Genomic DNA, 18,870 nt, shown 5'->3' with positions numbered 1-18,870 from the left:
ATATGAAACCCGCCATTTTTATCATTAATCCGCAGGCCAAAAACGGTTATTGCCAAAAAGTCTGGCTGAAAATTCAACAGGTGCTAAAGCAGGAAAACATTACTTATTCTGCCAGCTTTACAGAATATCGCGGACATGCAAAGGAACTGGCCAGATCTTATGCTGAAAAAGCCGGAGGAAAGAGATTGGATCTTATTGCGGTTGGCGGGGACGGAACTCTTCATGAAGTTGTAAATGGTGCTGCCATGTACCTAAATGTGAATGTTGGATTCATCCCTGGAGGATCAGGAAATGACTTTTCGCGCGGGTTTGGCCTTCCTAAAGATCCAGAAGCTGCATTAAATGCGATTATAACGGGAATCCAGCCGGTCAGAGCGGATATGGGTTTGATTAGGCACACAGGAGAAAAAGAAACATATTTTATTAATAATATGGGTGCTGGCTTCGATGCCCAAATTGCAAAAAAAGTTAACAGTTCAAAAGTAAAAGGGCATTTAAATCGATTATCACTGGGCAAATTCGTTTATGTCCTTTTCCTGATAAGAGAACTGTTTACTTATAAGTGCTCGAAACTTGAAGTCGAGATTGATGGAAAAAAGCACTTCTTTGATTCTGCGTGGTTTATAACCGTATCCAATCAGCCTTTTTATGGAGGCGGAATGAAAATCTCCCCTAATGCCAATCCTTTTGACGGTATTCTAAATCTTACGGTTGTCCACAATATATCAAGGGTAAAGCTTTTGTTTGTTTTTTCTTCAGTATTTAATGGGAAGCATATCGTTCTTAAAGAGGTTGCAGTTTTTCAGGGGAAAGAGATCAGCATTCGGTCCTCGCAGCCTATCCCAGCCCATGCGGATGGGGAATTCTTGGGATTTACTCCGATGACAGTATCTGTATGCAGGAATGCCCTTCCTGTTCTTTTGAAGAAGAAGCGGAAGTAAAGGAGATGAGCTCGAAATGATATCGATTGAACGAAATTATTATGCATATTTAGATGAAATGCACATCATTACGATCTTACTTCCTTTCCAATATCATCAGGGACGTTCATCAAGGTTTTTCCTGCTGGCAGGTACAGAAGAAATTCCAATGGACATACTGAATAGCTTGCCTATTGAGGATTCCATAAAATATACATGCCGGATAGACCGGGAGCTGTCAATAGGGGAACAGTACTGGATAGTGGATGAATATGGCGGGAAAACGGATCTGCAAATGGGGGCCGTTATTCGAACGGAGCAATTTGATAAGAAATTTTTCTATGAAGGTCCACTTGGTTTTTCTTATACGGAAGAAAAGTCGATTTTCAGGCTCTGGGCACCTACTGCAACAAAAGTGAAGCTTAAGCTTAAAGCAAATCGAAATGATGAAGCTCAAACTGTCGAGATGGCCAGAGGGGAAAAAGGAGTTTGGAGCTGTGAAGTTATTGGCAATCTTGATCGTTATTTATATTCCTTCCTTGTCTGTGTAAATCTTGAATGGAGAGAAGCGGTTGATCCTTATGCGGTTTCTGTTGCGGTTAATGGCGAATACGGGGCAATAGTCGATTTGGAAAAAACGAAAATGGTGAAGCCTGAACTCCCGGCGCTTATCCAGCCAACAGATGCAATCATTTATGAAACACACATACGGGACTTTACGATCCATCCTGACAGCGGAGCTGTCAGGAAAGGCATGTACCTTGGAGCTGGAGAGGCAGGCACCAAGGGGGGAGACGGGGAGCCGACCTGCCTTTCCTATGTAAAGCAGCTCGGAATTACCCATATTGAATTTCTGCCCATCCACGACTTTGAAGGAGTAGATGAAAGAGGTCCCAAAACGGATTATAACTGGGGCTATAACCCTTTGCATTTTAATGCACCCGAAGGAAGCTATTCAACAGATCCCGGCGATCCTTATTCGAGAATACGGGAGTTAAAAGCAATGGTTAACTCTATTCATTCCGAGGGGCTAAGGGTAATTATGGACGTGGTTTATAATCATGTCTATATCCGGGAGGAATCTTCCTTTGAAAAAATTGTCCCCGGCTATTTTTTTCGCCACAACGAATTTGGACTGCCTTCCAATGGCACTGGAGTAGGAAATGATTTTGCCTCAGAACGGCTTATGGCCAGGAAGTTTATTGTTGATTCTGTGGAGTTTTGGATGAAGGAATATCAGGTTGATGGATTCAGGTTCGATTTAATGGGTATACTCGATATTGAAACCATGAACAGGATTAGGGAAACCGCAGATTCGATTGATCCCGCTGCCGTTATTATTGGTGAAGGCTGGGAATTGAATACGCCCATTCCGGATGACCAAAAAGCAAACATACGCAATCAGGATAAGCTTCCTGGAATTGGCCAATTTAATGACTGGTTTCGGGATTCCATAAAAGGCAGCACCTTTAATTTGTATGATAAAGGATACGCATTAGGAAATGAACATTACTATGAAGCCGCAAAGCATGTATTGGCAGGCAGCATCGGCCTCGAAAAAAAAGAAAAGGGAATTTTCAATTCTCCTTCACAATCCGTAAATTATGTGGAATCGCATGACAATCATACTCTTTGGGATAAAATCCTTGTATGCACTGAAGGGTTGGAAGAAAACATTCAGCAAAGAAAACACCGCCTGGCAACAGTCATTGTCCTTCTTTCTCAGGGAATACCATTTCTGCACAGCGGCCAGGAATTTTTTAGGACGAAAGAGGGAAATGGAAACAGTTACCGTGCCCCGGATTCCATTAATAAGCTGGACTGGAAGAGAAAGAGCCGTTACTCGGATAATGTTGAATATATTAAAGGGATCATTGAGATTAGAAAAAATATTCCGCTCTTCAGGCTTTCCAGTGCAGATTTAATCCGGAAATCCATGCGCTTTATGGACGTAAGCGCCCCTTTGATTGGTTTTGTTTTAATCAGCTTCGATGAAAATGCCGATTGGAAAAGGGCTGCAGTATTGCTTAATCCTTCTGTGGCAGAAAGGGTAATTTCTCTGCCGGATGGTGAGTGGGAAATTCTAGCGGATGCTGAAAGTGCCGGGCTAATGCCAAAGGGGAGAGCTGCCGGGAAGTTTACTTTAAGTCCAATAAGTTCTTATGTATTGATTTCCAGGAAGGAGGTTTAGGGTTTTTCCTCCTTTCTGTTACTGGAATATAGAGGCTGGGGAAGTTTTTTCTCCATTTTTTCACGGATATTCCGGAAACCTAAATAGATGCACTTGACGAAAAAAGCCAGTAAGAATAAAATTTATAAAGATGGCTATTGTGAGGAACTTGCATCAATAGCTCTTTTTTTATTTTACGATATCAACAATTTATGCCTATTAAGAGGCAGTCTCATATAAAATGTATTTCGCCTGTTTACCCTGTGTGGTATAGGTGCTTAATTTGCTTTACCGGATTAACAGGCTTTTTATGTGCTTATGAATGATTTTGAATATAACCCATAATGCATACGAGTTTTTTGCTTATTCGGTATAGATAGCTTTTCTGCAGATCGGCTTTGCAGAATAGTTTGATTGCCAAAATCAGGGCTTATGTTTTTCAACTATAGCTGTTTGACAAAATGGCTTACTAATTGCAGGTGAACAACTTTGGAACATTTATTTGGACATGACTGGGAGATTATTCCCGCCGGAGGTGCGACGGGGGAAGCCTTTTATGCCCAGCATGAAGAGCAAAGGCTATTTTTAAAAAGGAATTCCTCGCCATTTCTGGCTGTTCTGTCTGCTGAAGGGATTGTCCCGAAGCTTGTATGGACGAAAAGGATGGAGAATGGGGATGTTATTACTGCGCAGCAATGGCTAAATGGGAGAGAGCTTAAAGCTTCCGACATGAATCAGGAAAGAGTTGCTAAGCTGCTGAAAAAAATTCATTCTTCTAAACCTTTACTGGGGATGCTGACCAGGCTTGGAAAATCACCGCTGCAGCCGGAAACATTATTGCATATGATCGAGGAAGAATTGGATTCCGATTTAAAGCAGCAGAGGGCGGTTATTCAGTCGATTGAATTCCTTAAGAATGAGGTCGCCAATATACAATGTCAGGATAAAACGGTTTGCCATTGCGATGTAAATCATAACAACTGGCTGCTTTCGGAAAACAACCAGCTGTACCTGATTGACTGGGATGGTGCTATGATAGCGGATCCAGCCATAGATTTAGGGATGCTGTTATATTGGTATATCCCTCAAGAAGAGTGGTCTAATTGGGTAAAGCGTTATGGCATCGAATTGACGGATGACTTGATGCTCCGCATGAAATGGTACGTCATCGCCCAAACACTTACGTCCATTCAGTGGCATAAAAATAAATTCAGGTACCAGGAAATGGATAAGTGGATATCCTATTTGGATGAGCTCCTTTAAACTCAGGAAAGCTGATCGATCTCATGAACCCATTGAGATAATTCATTCTGATGTGATTCTATGTGATTATCCAATTGGGAAGAATTTATGCCATGCTGGCTGTATTCATAAATTTCTTCTAATACTGTTTTGACATTTTGATTAATATTTCCATTTACCATTAAAGATTTAACAAGCCGTTCCAATTGTTCACATTCTGAAACAGAGCCACAGCAATCTGTCTGATGATTGCTTAATATATCTTTTAATAAATTTAATTGGTCCTGCTGTCCAAGCGGCATTGAAAACACCCTTTCTTCCTGAATCTGAAGATACAAAACAAAAGGAATTCACATCTAGGTTGTGGATTCCTTTTTCTATTTATTCATGGGGCATAGTGGCATTTATTTGTTTAGCCTATAAATGGGTAAACTAAGCCAAAGAAAAATAAAGTTGCATCACTGCAATTTGCATGATATTGTTTGAACGATATTAATTTTTGGGAGTGTCAATATGCGACAGCGAAATAAACCATGGGCTAAGGATAAATTAGCCGAATACCCTCAATATGTAATTTCTGAACCTGAAAAATATAAAGGAAAGTGGAATGAAGCATTCGATCAGAACCAGCCGCTTCATATCGAGATTGGAACAGGAAAAGGCCGTTTTATCACAGGCATGGCAAAAGCGAATCCAGACACCAACTATATAGGTATTGAACTTGCTGATAGTGTCATTGTTACTGCATTGGACCGTATCATTGAAGAAGAACTTCCTAATGTAAAGCTTCTGAATGTGAATGCAAATGACCTTCGGAATTACTTTGAAAAAGGCGAAGTTGACCGTGTTTACCTCAACTTCTCAGATCCGTGGCCGAAAAAGCGCCATGCCAAGCGCAGGCTGACATATAGAACCTTCCTGGAAATATATGAAGATATCCTGGTGGATAAAGGAGAAATTCATTTTAAAACAGATAATCAAGGTCTATTTGAGTCTTCTCTGAAGAGTTTCTCAGAATATGGGATGCTGCTTACCTATGTAAGCCTTGATCTTCACAACAGTGACTTTGAAGGAAACATCATGACGGAGTATGAAGAGAAGTTTTCAGCAAAAGGAAGCCGCATCTACCGGTGCGAAGTTCAGTATCGATAAATTGAAGTCTATCCATATGGGTAGGCTTTTTTTTGCATAATAATTTAAATATTTCTAAAAGTAAGCGCTTAAATGTTACTATAAAATTAAATCGAGAATTGGAGGAGAGAATGATGGAAACATTGAAACTGCAAAACATAAAGCTTTCCTGGCTTCGCGGCGGAGTTACATATCTTGATGGAGGTGCTATGTTTGGGGTTGTGCCCAAGCCTTTATGGTCAGGAAAATATCCATGCAATGAAAAAAATCAAATTGAATTAAGAACTGACCCGATTCTCATTCAGGCTGATGGGAAAAATATATTGGTGGAATCAGGGCTGGGGAATGGAAAATTAAATGAAAAACAGAGGCGCAATTTTGGGGCTCTTGAAGAGTCTCTTGTTGAGCAGGACTTGGCAGAGCATGGCCTGACTCCGGAGGATATCGATTACATTTTAATGACACATCTTCACTTTGATCATGCTTGCGGACTGACAAAACCAGCAGAGGAAGGGTTTGCTTCTGTATTTCCAAATGCCAAAATTATCGCTTCAGCTGTGGAATGGGAAGAAATGAGAAATCCAAACATCCGCTCGAGGAATACATACTGGAAAGAAAACTGGGAGGCTATTCAGAATCAAGTAGAAGTGTTTGATGGAGAGTGGACTCTTGGCCCTATTAAAATGGTGCATACCGGAGGCCATAGCGATGGGCATTCCATTATTGTAATTGAAGATGGCGGCGAAACGATTGTCCATATGGCTGATATCATGCCAACCCATGCCCACCAAAATGTATTATGGGTTTTGGCTTACGATGATTATCCGATGGATTCCATCAGCGCCAAACAAAAATGGATGGAATATGGATTAAAAAACAATGCCTGGTTTACCTTTTATCATGATGCATTTTACCGGGCTGTCAAATGGGATGGAACAGGGAAAAGCTTAATAGATAAATTGGAAAGAGGCCGCAATTAAAAAATCCCCATTTGGGGATTTTTTAATGAAGAGGAAAAATGTCCAATATCGTTCCAGTCGCAGCATCAGCAATAAATTCATATTGCTCTGCCTGTTCGCCTGAAAACCTCGAAATGCCGCCTTTATAAACCTGATATTTCAAATGCCCTTTTTCATAAGGCTCTGCTTTCATTTGAATCCATGAACCACTGATGGGCCCTTCCTGTTTGAATGCTTCCTTTGCGTTTGCCAAAGCTTTTTCAGGAGAAACAGATGTCTTTTCCGATAACAGTTCCCTTGCGGCATAGCCGCTGGCTAAACCAACCGCAACCCCTAAAATAAATGATTTCCAGTTCATAATTGCACCTCCAAGGCGGATGATCAAATGTGGATTGTCATGTTTTATTAAATTCGAAGGCTATTTTCGTAAAATTTGCTGCTTTTTGGGCGACTAACTAAGGTTAACCAACTTAGTTGATTGCAGCGGAGGGATTTGACTCCTGCTCAGAAGAGAGGGAAATGGGAGACCCCACAGGCGAAGCCGAGGAGGCTCTCAACCCTCCCCGCGGAAAGCAAGTGCCCGCAGGAAATCAACGGGCTGAATTTATAAGTAAAACAACAATTTATGAGAAAAGAGCCAATTCGAATAAGTGCTTCCAAACTCTATCTTACCAAAAAAAGGCTGATACTAAAATAAATAACATGTTGCCTTTGAAAACTTATGGTTTATATATGCAGATAAATTTAGACTGTCGAAGTTTACCTTCTGAAATGGTGGAAAGACGTATGAAAGTTCTGTAAAATGAAATTATACATATCTTCACAGCCAATCTTGGCAAGTGTTAAAGGAGCAGATAAATGAACGAAAAAACACTAAAGCTTTTTAAAACATTAACTGAATTGCCTGGAGCACCCGGAAATGAACATTTAGTGAGAAAATTCATGCGCGAGCAAATCAGCCAGTATACGGATGAAATCGTACAGGACAAGCTTGGCGGCATCTTTGGCGTAAAAAGAGGCGATGAAAATGGACCGACTGTTATGGTGGCAGGTCATATGGATGAAGTCGGATTCATGGTTACTTCCATAACGGATAATGGAATGATCCGTTTTCAGACACTCGGCGGCTGGTGGAGCCAGGTTTTGCTTGCGCAAAGAGTCCAGGTCATTACCGATAATGGCCCTGTTACAGGTGTAATTGGCTCCATCCCTCCTCACCTTTTGGATGAAGCAAAGCGCAGCAAGCCGATGGAAATTAAGAATATGCTGATTGATATCGGAGCTGATGACCGGGAGGATGCGAAGAAAATCGGCATCAAGCCTGGGCAGCAAATTCTTCCGATTTGTCCATTTACCCCAATGGCGAATGATAAGAAAATATTGGCTAAGGCTTGGGATAACCGCTATGGCTGCGGATTGGCTGTCGAACTTCTGGAGGAAGTTCAAGCTGAAACTTTGCCGAATGTCCTATACTCCGGAGCAACTGTTCAGGAAGAAGTAGGCTTAAGGGGTGCTCAGACAGCAGCGAATATGATTAACCCTGATATTTTCTTTGCTTTGGATGCGAGTCCAGCTAATGACATGACTGGGGACAAAAATGAATTCGGCCATTTAGGAAAGGGAGCCCTTCTTCGTATCCTGGATCGTTCAATGGTAACACACCGCGGAATGAGGGAGTTTATACTGGATACGGCAGAAACGCATAACATTCCATATCAATATTTCGTATCTCAAGGAGGAACAGATGCTGGTAAAGTTCATATTTCCAATGAAGGGGTTCCCAGTGCGGTAATTGGAATCTGTTCACGTTATATCCACACACATGCTTCGATTGTCCATATTGATGACTATGCAGCAGCAAAAGAGCTTCTTGTAAAGCTTGTTAAATCCTGTGATCGTTCCACTGTAGATACGATTCGCCAAAACTGTTAACGTTTATTTGGAGACAGCCATGCTGTCTCTTTTTCCAATGATTAAAACAAATTTGAAGTTTGGGAACTGTCTAGCTCACGCAACGGCAGCTTTTGGGAGATCGCGGCGTTTTTAGCTGCTTTCCATGGTCTAGGCGCCTTGCGTTATTCGGAAAGGAGCAGCTTATGAAAATCATCATTGGTTCAAAAAATCCTGCTAAAATAATGGCGGTGCAAACGGCTTTTAGCGGCTATGAAGCAGAAATTATTTCTAAGGATGTGCAATCAGGTGTAAGCACCCAGCCTTTCTCTGATGAAGAAACGATTACAGGAGCAATCAACAGAGCTTTCGGGGCTCTTGAAACAGCTGGAGGGCAAATTGGCATTGGACTGGAAGGCGGAGTGCAGGAAACAGAATACGGTTTATTCCTATGCAACTGGGGTGCTCTTGCAGAGGAGGGAAAACCTCCTATTATCGGCGGTGGGGCACGGATCCCGCTTCCTGAAGAGGTATCGGCAAGGCTTCTTGCTGGTGAAGAGCTTGGGCCGGTTATGGATGATTATGCTGAAAAGGCGAATGTCCGCAAAAATGAAGGAGCAGTCGGGATTTTTACGAATGGGAGAGTAAATCGTGCAGACATGTTCTCCCATGTGATGCAGCTCCTGATTGGACAATATGAGTATAGAAAAAGGGGCTAGCCACTCGGCTGCCCCTTTTTCTTATTCAGTTTCAAAAATATAGGATAGTACTTTCAATGCCTGATTGACTGTTTCAACTGTAACATTTGCCTTGCTTGAAAGTTCTTTTAATGGGTGATGCAGCTCCTTTGGACGGATAAGGATCAGCGGCTTGCCAAGGGTAATTGCTGCACTTGCATCCATAGCGGTATTCCATTGCTTATATTTTTCTCCGAATAAAGCGATCACAAGGTCTGACTTCTGCATGAGGAGCTGCGTTCTTAAATTATTGATGCTGGATGCAGCTTCGTCCCGCAGGATAGCGTCAGGCTGTTTTCCGAGGATTTCCTCTCCAATCATATCAGAGCGGTCATGGTTCTCCATTGGCCCGGAAAAATGAACAGGCAGCTGCAGTGATTTTGCTTTCTCTTTTAATTCATCGCGCCAATTAGAGTGAATTTCACCCGCTAAATAGACGGTAATTTCCATTCTTTTTCCTCCTTTATGCATGATTCTTATATTTTAACATTTCTTCTAAGAAGTTACGCATTGAAAAGGCTCTCATTTCCAGGATGAAGGGTTGTCAGACTATTAAGAAGAAATGTATGATAGAAAAGGATGATAGATTTCCTGGCAAGGGGGACTTTAGTATGAAAATGAAAATTGCCGCAGCCTTGCTCTTAATCATTTCGGTTATTCTGCTCAGTGCCTGTTCAGCATCATTAGAAGAAGAGCAAGATGCCGCAAAGGATGCTGCAGAGGAAGCATTCAGCCAAACACCTGAAAAGACCAATCATAAGAGTGACAATATAGAATATTATTTGCCTTTCGGAGTAGAGGTTAAAGAGGAAAGCCCTAATAATATCATTTTAAAAAATGGCTCAAAGACGTATATTCTTTTTTACAATCCGCATGAAGGGCCTGACAGTGAGGTTGTCTACGATGCAACAGTCAATCAGAAAAAAGAATATGATGTTAATGAGACCTATACCAAAGATGGCTATAGGGGCTTCTTATTAATTAACAGTGGAAAAAAAGACGAAAATGAATTGATTGTCGGCATTGGCGGCGTAAAAATATCCACACAATCCAAAACCAAACATTTATCATCTGACGCCGCAACGATGATGGAAATCATCAATTCCGTAAAGGTGAAGAACTAAGCGAAGGGCATGGCCCTTCGTTTTTTTTATGAGTATTAGAGTAGTTTTAAATGCAACCTTAGTTTAACTAACTGAGTTGATTGTAGCGGAGGGGTACTTGACTCCTCGAAAATGCATTCGCATTTTCTTACGACGAGGTGTTTATTCAAGGATGCTTTTCCAATGTCCTGCGGGAAGTGAGGGAAGTGGGAGACTCTGCAGGCGAAGCCGGGGAGGCACTCATTCCTCCCGCGGGTTCGCTGAGTGCCCCTTGCTGAAATAAACGGGCAGAATTATAAGTAAAAACAACAATTTATGATAAAACAGATAAAGTATCATAGAATAGGCTCTTGAATAGAACAATAAAAATACGAAAAAATTGTGTATAACAAGTGTCTTGACATGTGTTATCTTTATAGTTGTAAAACGTGTACATAGGGGGATAATGATGAGAGCCTTTCTGGACAGAAAAGGGGTTTCCCTTTCAGCCAAAATATATTTTATTGATGCCTTAAGCAGTATGGCGCTGGGACTTTTTGCTTCCTTGATCATTGGATTGATTATTAAAACAATCGGAGATCAATTTGGATCAGAGTATGTGAGCGAGATGGGCGTTTTGGCTATGGGGCTTATGGGCCCTGCGATTGGTGTCGCTGTCGCATATGGATTGAACGCGCCGCCGCTTGTTGTATTTTCGGCGATAGCAAGCGGGGCAGCAGGGGCCGCACTAGGCGGGCCAGCTGGAAGTTTTGTGGCCGCGGTTATATCAACGGAAATTGGAAAGCTTGTCAGCAAAGAAACAAAAGTGGACATTATTGTTACACCGCTGGTTACAATTGCTGTCGGGTATGCTGTAGCAACATTAATTGGCCCTGGAATTGATTATGGAATGAAAAGCTTCGGCAGCCTGATTATGTGGGGCACTGAACAAAGGCCTATTATTATGGGGGTTATCGTTGCTGTTTTGATGGGCCTGGCGCTGACAGCTCCAATATCCTCAGCTGCTATCGCACTAATGCTGGACCTTCATGGCCTTGCTGCAGGTGCTGCAACAGTCGGATGTGCGGCACAAATGATGGGCTTTGCAGTCAGCAGCTTCAGGGAAAACAAAATTGGCGGATTTATTGCTCTAGGAATTGGAACTTCCATGCTGCAGGTAGCGAATATCATCAGAAATCCGCGGATTCTTATTCCTCCTACCATAGCAGGAGCAATCCTGGCACCAATTGGAACGACAATTTGGATTCTGGAGAATAATGCTGCCGGAGCAGGGATGGGCACAAGCGGACTTGTGGGCCAAATTATGACTTTTACAACCATGGGGTTTGGTTCAGACATTTGGATGAAAGTGATCGTATTGCATATTATTGGACCAGCTCTTATCAGCTTGGTAATATCTGAATATATGAGGAAAAAAGGCTGGATCCAATACGGTGACATGAAAATCAACACAGGGGGAGAAAAGAAATGAAAAAATTAGAATCAATGGAGCAATTTAATGAGCTCCGCAGCCATGGAAAGCATATTTTTATGTTTTCAGCAGATTGGTGTCCTGATTGCAGAGTGATTGATCCAATCATGCCAGAAATTGAAGATAAATATAGCAGCTATAATTTTATTTATGCAGACCGCGATCAATTCATTGATCTCTGCATCGAGCTTAATGTATTCGGCATCCCAAGCTTTATTGGCTACAAGGATGGCCAGGAGCTTGGGCGCTTTGTCAGCAAAGACCGCAAAACACAGGAAGAAATTGAGAATTTCATTGAAACACTTGAAAAATAAGGCTGCTTATATTTTTGAAATCGTACCATTGATTTAGCGCCGATTCCCTCGGGGTGTCGGGGGTGACCAAGGCGCTTCTGGTTTTCTGCCCTCCTGCATCTCTTTTGAGAAGGAGGGTTTTTTAGTGTAAAATGTTAATCGGAATCAATCCCCATAAGGAGGGGCTTATTTATGAAAATGGACAGCAGGAAAATGAAGAATGAATTGGAAAAGCGGCTAGCAAAGGAAAATCGCACTTTCTCTTTTAACAGGGAAAAGGACCAGCTACGCATTGAAAATAAAGAGACTGGCAAAGGGATTACCATCTCTCTTCCAGGAATTATTGTCAAATGGCAGGAACAAAAAGAAAAGGCGATTGATGAGGTCGTTTATTATGTGGAGGAAGGATTGGAAGCGATGGCGGAAGATGCTCACTTGTCTGGGCATGAAAAAAACATCTTCCCAGTAATCCGTTCAACCTCATTCCCAAGTGAATCACAGGAGGGTGTTCCATTTTTAACAGATGACCATACTGCTGAAACACGAATCTATTATGCCCTTGACCTGGGCAAAACCTATCGCCTTATTGACATACAGCTTATGGAAAAAGAGGGATGGGTTCCGGAGAGGATTAAAGAAACGGCATTATTTAATGTCCGTTCCCTGCCAACAGATATGAAGGCAGATACTGTTGCAGGGAATACCTTTTATTTTCTTAATAAGAATGATGGATATGATGCCAGCCGAATCCTGAATGAATCTTTCATTAAAGAAATGGAGCTAAAAGTGGAAGGATCTATGGCAGTGGCTGTTCCCCATCAGGATGTCCTAATCATAGCAGACATTAAAAATGAAACCGGCTATGACGTCCTGGCCCAAATGACCATGAGCTTCTTCGCGAGCGGCCGTGTCCCAATCACATCATTATCGTTTTTATACGAAGACGGAGAGTTTGAACCAATCTTTATTTTGGGCAAAAATAAGAAGAAGTAGCAGCTAGAGGATCACATCACTGTGGTCCTTTTGTATTTTCTAAAGTGCATGGTTCCATCATTTAAGCCATAGGAAGCATTCCTCCCCCTGGGAAAGCTTTTAGTGCCAGTAGCGGAAATCAACGGGCAAAATTCATAAGCAAACCAACAATCTATTAGAAAAAATCCTTTAGATATAAACGAAAAAAAGCATAATATCAGCGATTCGCCATTATGGACCCTGGGCAATAAGTCTGACAGTAATCTCTATGAACCTTTCATCAGTTACCTGAGTCGAAAGTATGCCTTAAACCTTAAGATTGTTTGTAAATTTACCCATTCTGTCTTTAAATGGACTCATCTCTGGCTTTTATTATTCAAAAACCATGAATACCTGATAAAATAAGAAAGATAGACTAATTAAGTTTAAAATAGAAAGAGTTGATATAAATGAGTTGGATCAAAAAGCTGTTCCACATGTTCAGAAATGATGAAGATGAATATGAATATGAAAATTTAGAAGAGTATACTGAAGAGCGAGAATATGAGAATATACAGCCACAGTCCAAGAACACGAAGGAAAGCTCAAGGGATGTTGATGCTAAAGTGCTTTATCAGTATCCGAAAGGGCAGTTCCGTTTTCCGGTAATTCCCGATCATGAAGGCGAACAGGAGAGTAAAAGACCTCGTCCTCGCCCTCGTCCTGCTGAAAAGCGGGATCAGCAGGCAAGAAAGCCTGAAAAGAGGCAGCCCCGAACGGCAGAAAGAGAGAGGCAGAGAAAGCCCGCAGCCCCAGCTCCAGCTCCGGCCAAAAAAGAAGATCGAGTATTGACGAGGAATGAAAGAGAAGCCGCCAATAAGAAGAGGCCATTCCAGCCAACAGAAATACCGTCGCCTATTTACGGATTTGAGAGACCAAGGCCAGGTTCCTCAAAGAACAAGTCAGATAATGAGGCATCCGAAAATAAACCTAAAGAACTTACATATGATGAGGTGATGCGCAAAATTCAGCAGATGCCTTCACAAAGGCCAAAAACAGTAGAAAATATTGAGAGAAAAGCAGCACAGGAAGACACAATTTCAGATAAATTAGAGGCGTTCCACGCTCAGGCAGCAGCTTTGGAAACGGTAGAGTCTGAAACTAAAAAGTATACAATTGGTGGAGCATCTGACTTAATGTTTGAAGTGCCTGAAGAGGACAGCGAATCGAATCAGCATTCTGAGTTTAATAAATCTAATGAGGCAGATGAACGGGAAGACCAAGACGAGCAAGTAAACGATGAAATGGAAAACTTGAAAATAGCTCCTGAAAACAAAAAAGCTGCTAACATAAGTGATTTACTGGAATATGCACTTAAAGAAGAAGCTTCTATTGTCCAGGAGAGCAAGAAAGAAATTACCGAAGAGGTTTCCAAGCCAGCAGCAGAAAAACATAATGAACCTTTAGTGCCAGAAAATGAAGTGAATGCTCCTGAAGCTGATGTGCACTTAGAGCAAGATAATACCGATATACCAGACCAAAGTTTTGAAAATGAAGTTCAGTCCAGATCTGCTGAGAGCGGAAATGATCAAGAGTCCAATAGTTTTATAGCTGAACCTCCACAGGAAGCAGGACATCCGGAAAAAGAATCAGAACAAGAAGCTATTGAACACACTCCCGAACTAGAAGAAATGATTCCCAACCTGGAAACCAGTGAAGGATTGCACCAGGAATCTGACACGAGCGAAGAATTACCGGATAATCCAGAGTTGGAAAGCAGAGCAGTCCAGGAGCATGAACTTTCTAAAGAGCAGACAGTTTCTGAAAACATCCTGGAAGAGCAGCCGGATCCTCAAGTAAATGAAGGGGCTAAGCATAAGCAGCTAGAAGGCACTAAACGTACAGCAGATCCGATGTTCCAAGCAAGTCCGGCATCAAGCGAGCATAGTGTAGATAATGCAAATACAGATAAGCCAGTGGCACATACTGAAACTGAAGAACTTTCCTATGCGGAGCAGAAACAGGAAATAGTTGAATCTGAGATAGAAGATTCGTCCGCAGAAGCACAGCCGGCAGATAAAGAGCAGCCAGAGAAGAAGTCTTCAAGCAGGGGCCATATTCCGTTCAATGTTATCATGCTAAACAATGACAGAAAAAAACTAAACCAGCAAAAGAAGGTGGAAAAGCCAGCGGAATCACAAATCAGGCCTGGGGAAGAACATCAAAAAAAAAGTAGTATTGCCAGATTTCCGGTAGAAAATATGCAGCAATCCGCTGCAGCTGTCGAAAAAGCCGGGGACTGCAAGGATGTTTATACTGAAACATCGAGCCAAGCTGATAGCCCGGTTCAGCAGGTCGCTGTACAAAATCAGCAATCACCAGGAACAGAGTCTGCTAGAGATGAGCAGCCAGCAAACAATCATGAAGAAGAACATGAAATCTCATATTACGAATTTCCATCTCAAACACTGCTGATACCGCCCGTTATCAAGGAAGAGACTACCGATTGGCTATATGAGCAGGAACAAATGCTGAATTCCACATTGAAAAATTTTAATGTCAGGGCTAGGGTTGTCAATGTGACACAAGGGCCTTCTGTTACAAGATTTGAGGTGCAGCCGGAACCAGGTGTAAAGGTAAATAAGATTACGAATCTCTCAGATGACATTAAACTTAGCCTTGCTGCAAGGGATATTCGGATTGAGGCGCCAATTCCAGGCAAGCATACAATTGGGATTGAGGTTCCAAACCAGAGCAGCAAGCCAGTTTTTATCAGTGAAATCATTAATACACCGGAATTTCAAAATAGTGAATCGCCTCTGACAGCTATACTGGGGCTTGATATCTCAGGCAAGCCGATTGTCACTGACTTAAGAAAAATGCCTCATGGATTGATTGCAGGAGCAACAGGATCTGGAAAAAGCGTCTGCATTAATACAGTACTTGTCAGCCTGCTGTACAAGGCAAACCCTGATGAACTGAAATTGCTTCTGATTGATCCAAAGATGGTCGAACTTGCGCCATATAACAGGATTCCCCATCTTGTCAGCCCGGTTATTACAGATGTAAAAGCGGCTACAGCTGCCCTGAAATGGGCTGTTGAAGAGATGGAGCGCAGATATGAGTTATTCGCCCATGCAGGAGTAAGAGATATAAACCGTTTTAATGAACTGGCAGAGGAGCATAAGCGCTACTCGGAAAAACTGCCATTCATGGTTATCGTGATCGATGAGCTTGCAGACCTAATGATGATGTCTCCAGCAGACGTAGAGGAAGCGATTTGCCGAATAGCCCAGAAAGCCCGGGCATGCGGAATCCACCTTATCATCGCAACCCAGCGTCCATCCGTAGATGTTATTACTGGGTTAATAAAAGCAAATGTTCCAACGAGAATTGCGTTCTCCGTATCGTCCCAGATTGATTCCAGAACGATTATCGATATAAGCGGGGCGGAAAAGCTTCTGGGCCGCGGTGATATGCTGTTTCTTGAAAATGGATCTTCCAAGCCAGTAAGGATTCAGGGGACATTTGTTTCAGATAAAGAAATAGATGATGTGGTTGCGCATGTACGGAGGGAACGTGATCCGGACTATTTATTTGAGCAGGAAGAGCTATTAAAGAAGGCTCAAATAGTTGAAGAAGAGGATGAACTATTTTTTGAAGCATGCGAGTACGTGGTAGATCAGGGAGCGGCGTCCACTTCCAGCCTGCAGAGGCGATTTAAAATAGGGTATAACAGGGCAGCCCGATTGATTGATATGATGGAGCAGCAGGGCTTTATTTCTGAAAATAGAGGCAGCAAGCCGAGGGATGTTCTCATTACCGAAGCTGACCTCGAATCCATACAAGACACTAGTACAATAAATTAATACATGGTATTCTTTACTTGCATGTATTAAATAATAAATATAACAACTTTGATAAAATAAGAAAGCCTTTCTGAAGCTGGGCCAGCTGACAGCTTTAGAAGCCTGCTCCTTTGAATCGCCAGGCCGGCAGGCGCTCTTGCTTTCTTGATGTTTGTGAGGAGCTTTAGGATGAAGGAAATTGAAATGAAGGTAAATGGGGAAATAAAACGTCTGACAAACCAGACATTTAAATTTGATGAACGTGTAAGAGATGGATGGTTTTCAGCAGTTTATTTTCTCAAGACCAGGGAAATAGTTAAAAAATATCATGAGGATAAAATAGTTACGATGCAGTTCTTCCAGAAAAACCATGCAGTTTTGTGCGGAACTGATGAAGTCATTGCCCTTCTTAAAACATTTGCAGATCGTCCCGATGATCTGGAAATTTATTCACTAAAGGATGGCGATAAAATTTCTCCGTTTGAAACGGTCCTGACAATAACAGGAAGATATCAGGATTTCGGTTATTTGGAAGGCATCATTGATGGAATTCTGGCCAGAAGAACTTCCGTTGCGACGAATGTATATAATGTGGTGAAAGCTGCAGGTGCTTCAGGGGTTCAAAAACAGGTCATTTTCATGGGAGACCGTGATGATCATTTTATTACCCAGGCTGGAGACGGATATGCCGCATTTATTGGCGGTGCGACTGCCCAGGCTACACATGCAATGAACGAGTGGTGGGGAAAGAAAGGAATGGGGACTATGCCCCATGCATTGATTCAAATGTTTGAGGGTGACATCGTAGCTGCCACAAAGGCTTATCAGGAAACTTTTCCTGAAGATGAACTGGTTGCATTGGTTGATTATAATAACGACGCAATCACAGATTCATTGAAAGTAGCAAGAGCTTTTGGAGAAGACCTTAAAGGTGTGCGTGTAGATACCTCAAGAACAATGATTGACCAATATTTCTTAAGGAATCAGCATCTGCTTGGAACCTTTGATCCTCGGGGAGTGAATGCCGAGCTTATATTTGCCTTAAGAAAAGCATTGGATGATGAAGGATTTGGACATGTAAAAATTGTGGTTAGCGGAGGTTTTACAGAATCCCGTATTCGTGAATTTGAAGAACGGGGCGTTCCAGTAGATACCTATGGAGTCGGAAGCAGTCTGCTAAAAATCACGACTGGATTTACAGGTGATAATGTCATGATTGATGGAAAGCATGCTGCAAAGGCTGGCCGCCGATACCGGCCAAACCCTCGCCTTGAAAAAGTTGAATAAATGATAAATATCTTCAAAACAAAGTAAGGAGCATCCAATATGGATATGGACGGCTCAATTTTGGATCTTAATTCTTTTCGAGAGGCCAAGCAGCTGCAGGGAGAGAAAAATGCTGCTCAATTATATGATCTGGCCATGGATTATACTGAACGGACTGCAAACATCAGAGAAAAAGTCCGGGCAAAGCATTTATTCCGAAAAACGCTCGGCCTTTCTCCTGAAACACCTTTTTCGGTACTGCAATCCGAAGTATTTCAAAATTGGCTGCTGTTTGATTATAAAACGGTACAGGGTTCAACCATGTTCAGCCTTTTTTTGAAAAACAATTCCCGGAAGCTTTCAGAGCCCGATTTAATCCAAGGGGCTCTCTTTTTAACATCTGCAGTTGAGCCTGTCAGGGTTATAAATCACAGTCATAAAGTGATTACTGCTTCAGGGGCAGAAGATGGACGCCAGTTCCAGATGAGGCATATAAAAGGGGACTTTCCTGAAATGCCGGCTGGCAAATGGTTTCTCATTAGAAAAATCCCAATTCAAATTTATGATTTCCCAATAGGGCCGATCTTGCCTGTTAAGGATAATAAGCTGGTAGAGATAATGCTGGAAGCCTATTTGGAGGCAAAGAGCAAGTTCCCTGAGCTAACTTGGAGGTCCTTTTTGAAATCAAATGTTTTATCTTTTTTATCCCGCATTAACGGGCAGTAAGACCCCCACTTCAAGATTTTGAGGGGGACAATATAGGATATGTGGGGTGGCCAGCTGCCTGTAAAAGCCCGATTGACCAAAAAGCGGAAGCGCCTTGACCAAGGGCTTATGACTCGAGCTCCTAGGTGCTGTAGCTAGACAGGTTCAACTAACAATTATTGGG

Annotated in this window: 17 protein-coding genes; 14 read left to right on the top strand and 3 right to left on the bottom strand. The window is 42.2% G+C overall.

The features are described from left to right. The first annotated feature begins 2 nt into the window (after positions 1-2). The 3 genes from L634_RS0111330 (at position 3) to L634_RS0111320 (ending at position 4,353) form a co-directional block, all read left to right on the top strand. Positions 3-941 (top strand): diacylglycerol/lipid kinase family protein, encoded by a 939-nt coding sequence (locus L634_RS0111330; protein ID WP_026582556.1) that lies wholly within the window; start codon positions 3-5, stop codon positions 939-941. Positions 942-957: 16 nt separating this feature from the next. After that, the gene (gene pulA, locus L634_RS0111325; protein ID WP_026582555.1) at positions 958-3,111 is read left to right on the top strand and encodes a type I pullulanase; all 2,154 of its coding nucleotides are present in this window, start codon (positions 958-960) and stop codon (positions 3,109-3,111) included. A 468-nt stretch (positions 3,112-3,579) separates the two neighbouring features. Beyond that, a complete protein-coding gene (locus tag L634_RS0111320; RefSeq protein ID WP_026582554.1) occupies positions 3,580-4,353 on the top strand; it encodes a phosphotransferase family protein in 774 nt (257 codons plus the stop codon). 2 nt (positions 4,354-4,355) lie between these two features. Here L634_RS0111320 and L634_RS0111315 read toward each other — a convergent pair whose 3' ends face one another. Continuing rightward, positions 4,356-4,634, bottom strand: coding sequence for a YtzH-like family protein (locus L634_RS0111315; RefSeq protein WP_026582553.1), 279 nt, complete (start codon positions 4,632-4,634; stop codon positions 4,356-4,358). Positions 4,635-4,845: 211 nt separating this feature from the next. Between L634_RS0111315 and trmB the strand changes: the two genes are divergently transcribed. Together trmB and L634_RS0111305 are read left to right on the top strand one after the other, a co-directional pair. Continuing rightward, a complete protein-coding gene (trmB, locus tag L634_RS0111310) occupies positions 4,846-5,484 on the top strand; it encodes a tRNA (guanosine(46)-N7)-methyltransferase TrmB (protein ID WP_026582552.1) in 639 nt (212 codons plus the stop codon). Between the two features lie 113 nt (positions 5,485-5,597). Beyond that, positions 5,598-6,443, top strand: a complete 846-nt coding sequence (locus L634_RS0111305) for a YtnP family quorum-quenching lactonase (protein ID WP_026582551.1) — start codon at positions 5,598-5,600, stop codon at positions 6,441-6,443. A gap of 22 nt (positions 6,444-6,465) precedes the next feature. Here L634_RS0111305 and L634_RS0111300 read toward each other — a convergent pair whose 3' ends face one another. Beyond that, on the bottom strand, positions 6,466-6,780 hold the full coding sequence (locus L634_RS0111300) for a PepSY domain-containing protein (RefSeq protein WP_026582550.1): 315 nt from the start codon (positions 6,778-6,780) through the stop codon (positions 6,466-6,468). A gap of 500 nt (positions 6,781-7,280) precedes the next feature. Between L634_RS0111300 and L634_RS0111290 the strand changes: the two genes are divergently transcribed. Together L634_RS0111290 and L634_RS0111285 are read left to right on the top strand one after the other, a co-directional pair. After that, on the top strand, positions 7,281-8,354 hold the full coding sequence (locus L634_RS0111290) for a M42 family metallopeptidase (protein WP_026582548.1): 1,074 nt from the start codon (positions 7,281-7,283) through the stop codon (positions 8,352-8,354). Between the two features lie 164 nt (positions 8,355-8,518). Continuing rightward, positions 8,519-9,031 (top strand): DUF84 family protein, encoded by a 513-nt coding sequence (locus tag L634_RS0111285; protein WP_026582547.1) that lies wholly within the window; start codon positions 8,519-8,521, stop codon positions 9,029-9,031. A 21-nt stretch (positions 9,032-9,052) separates the two neighbouring features. On the opposite strand, the gene L634_RS0111280 is transcribed toward L634_RS0111285, so the two are convergent. Next, positions 9,053-9,499 (bottom strand): YtoQ family protein, encoded by a 447-nt coding sequence (locus L634_RS0111280; RefSeq protein ID WP_026582546.1) that lies wholly within the window; start codon positions 9,497-9,499, stop codon positions 9,053-9,055. 161 nt (positions 9,500-9,660) lie between these two features. Here L634_RS0111280 and L634_RS0111275 point away from each other — a divergent pair, with 161 nt between their 5' ends. The 7 genes from L634_RS0111275 to L634_RS0111245 all read left to right on the top strand — a co-directional run bounded on the left by L634_RS0111275 (position 9,661) and on the right by L634_RS0111245 (position 18,707). Then, complete coding sequence (locus L634_RS0111275) at positions 9,661-10,173, top strand: hypothetical protein (protein WP_026582545.1); 513 nt, start codon at positions 9,661-9,663, stop codon at positions 10,171-10,173. A 427-nt stretch (positions 10,174-10,600) separates the two neighbouring features. Further along, a complete protein-coding gene (locus tag L634_RS0111270; RefSeq protein WP_026582544.1) occupies positions 10,601-11,623 on the top strand; it encodes a PTS transporter subunit IIC in 1,023 nt (340 codons plus the stop codon). Continuing rightward, positions 11,620-11,937 carry a thioredoxin family protein gene (locus L634_RS0111265; protein ID WP_026582543.1) on the top strand — a complete coding sequence of 106 codons (318 nt, stop codon included), beginning with the start codon at positions 11,620-11,622 and terminating at the stop codon, positions 11,935-11,937. Before L634_RS0111270 ends, L634_RS0111265 begins: the two co-directional genes overlap by 4 nt. A gap of 171 nt (positions 11,938-12,108) precedes the next feature. Then, the gene (locus L634_RS0111260) at positions 12,109-12,909 is read left to right on the top strand and encodes a DUF1444 domain-containing protein (RefSeq protein ID WP_034262542.1); all 801 of its coding nucleotides are present in this window, start codon (positions 12,109-12,111) and stop codon (positions 12,907-12,909) included. 428 nt (positions 12,910-13,337) lie between these two features. Then, positions 13,338-16,736: a DNA translocase FtsK gene (locus L634_RS33830; RefSeq protein ID WP_034262539.1), complete on the top strand. Its 3,399-nt coding sequence runs from the start codon at positions 13,338-13,340 to the stop codon at positions 16,734-16,736. Between the two features lie 168 nt (positions 16,737-16,904). Beyond that, positions 16,905-18,002, top strand: a complete 1,098-nt coding sequence (locus L634_RS0111250) for a nicotinate phosphoribosyltransferase (protein ID WP_026582541.1) — start codon at positions 16,905-16,907, stop codon at positions 18,000-18,002. Between the two features lie 39 nt (positions 18,003-18,041). Next, positions 18,042-18,707 carry a hypothetical protein gene (locus tag L634_RS0111245; RefSeq protein WP_026582540.1) on the top strand — a complete coding sequence of 222 codons (666 nt, stop codon included), beginning with the start codon at positions 18,042-18,044 and terminating at the stop codon, positions 18,705-18,707. Positions 18,708-18,870 lie beyond the last annotated feature (163 nt).

Source organism: Bacillus sp. J33 (assembly GCF_000518885.1).
Classification (GTDB): Bacteria; Bacillota; Bacilli; order Bacillales; family Cytobacillaceae; genus Cytobacillus.
Note: the sequence above shows the minus strand (reverse complement) of the source record. Positions and strands in the feature narration are given on the sequence as shown.

Excerpts from the sequence above, each read along its gene's own strand:
- L634_RS0111330 (WP_026582556.1), top strand. The coding sequence starts at position 3 with ATGAAACCCGCCATTTTTATCATTAATCCGCAGGCCAAAAACGGTTAT.
- pulA (WP_026582555.1), top strand. The coding sequence starts at position 958 with ATGATATCGATTGAACGAAATTATTATGCATATTTAGATGAAATGCAC.
- L634_RS0111315 (WP_026582553.1), bottom strand. The coding sequence starts at position 4,634 with ATGCCGCTTGGACAGCAGGACCAATTAAATTTATTAAAAGATATATTA.
- trmB (WP_026582552.1), top strand. The coding sequence starts at position 4,846 with ATGCGACAGCGAAATAAACCATGGGCTAAGGATAAATTAGCCGAATAC.
- L634_RS0111305 (WP_026582551.1), top strand. The coding sequence starts at position 5,598 with ATGGAAACATTGAAACTGCAAAACATAAAGCTTTCCTGGCTTCGCGGC.
- L634_RS0111300 (WP_026582550.1), bottom strand. The coding sequence starts at position 6,780 with ATGAACTGGAAATCATTTATTTTAGGGGTTGCGGTTGGTTTAGCCAGC.
- L634_RS0111290 (WP_026582548.1), top strand. The coding sequence starts at position 7,281 with ATGAACGAAAAAACACTAAAGCTTTTTAAAACATTAACTGAATTGCCT.
- L634_RS0111285 (WP_026582547.1), top strand. The coding sequence starts at position 8,519 with ATGAAAATCATCATTGGTTCAAAAAATCCTGCTAAAATAATGGCGGTG.
- L634_RS0111280 (WP_026582546.1), bottom strand. The coding sequence starts at position 9,499 with ATGGAAATTACCGTCTATTTAGCGGGTGAAATTCACTCTAATTGGCGC.
- L634_RS0111275 (WP_026582545.1), top strand. The coding sequence starts at position 9,661 with ATGAAAATGAAAATTGCCGCAGCCTTGCTCTTAATCATTTCGGTTATT.
- L634_RS0111270 (WP_026582544.1), top strand. The coding sequence starts at position 10,601 with ATGAGAGCCTTTCTGGACAGAAAAGGGGTTTCCCTTTCAGCCAAAATA.
- L634_RS0111265 (WP_026582543.1), top strand. The coding sequence starts at position 11,620 with ATGAAAAAATTAGAATCAATGGAGCAATTTAATGAGCTCCGCAGCCAT.
- L634_RS0111260 (WP_034262542.1), top strand. The coding sequence starts at position 12,109 with ATGAAAATGGACAGCAGGAAAATGAAGAATGAATTGGAAAAGCGGCTA.
- L634_RS33830 (WP_034262539.1), top strand. The coding sequence starts at position 13,338 with ATGAGTTGGATCAAAAAGCTGTTCCACATGTTCAGAAATGATGAAGAT.
- L634_RS0111250 (WP_026582541.1), top strand. The coding sequence starts at position 16,905 with ATGAAGGAAATTGAAATGAAGGTAAATGGGGAAATAAAACGTCTGACA.
- L634_RS0111245 (WP_026582540.1), top strand. The coding sequence starts at position 18,042 with ATGGATATGGACGGCTCAATTTTGGATCTTAATTCTTTTCGAGAGGCC.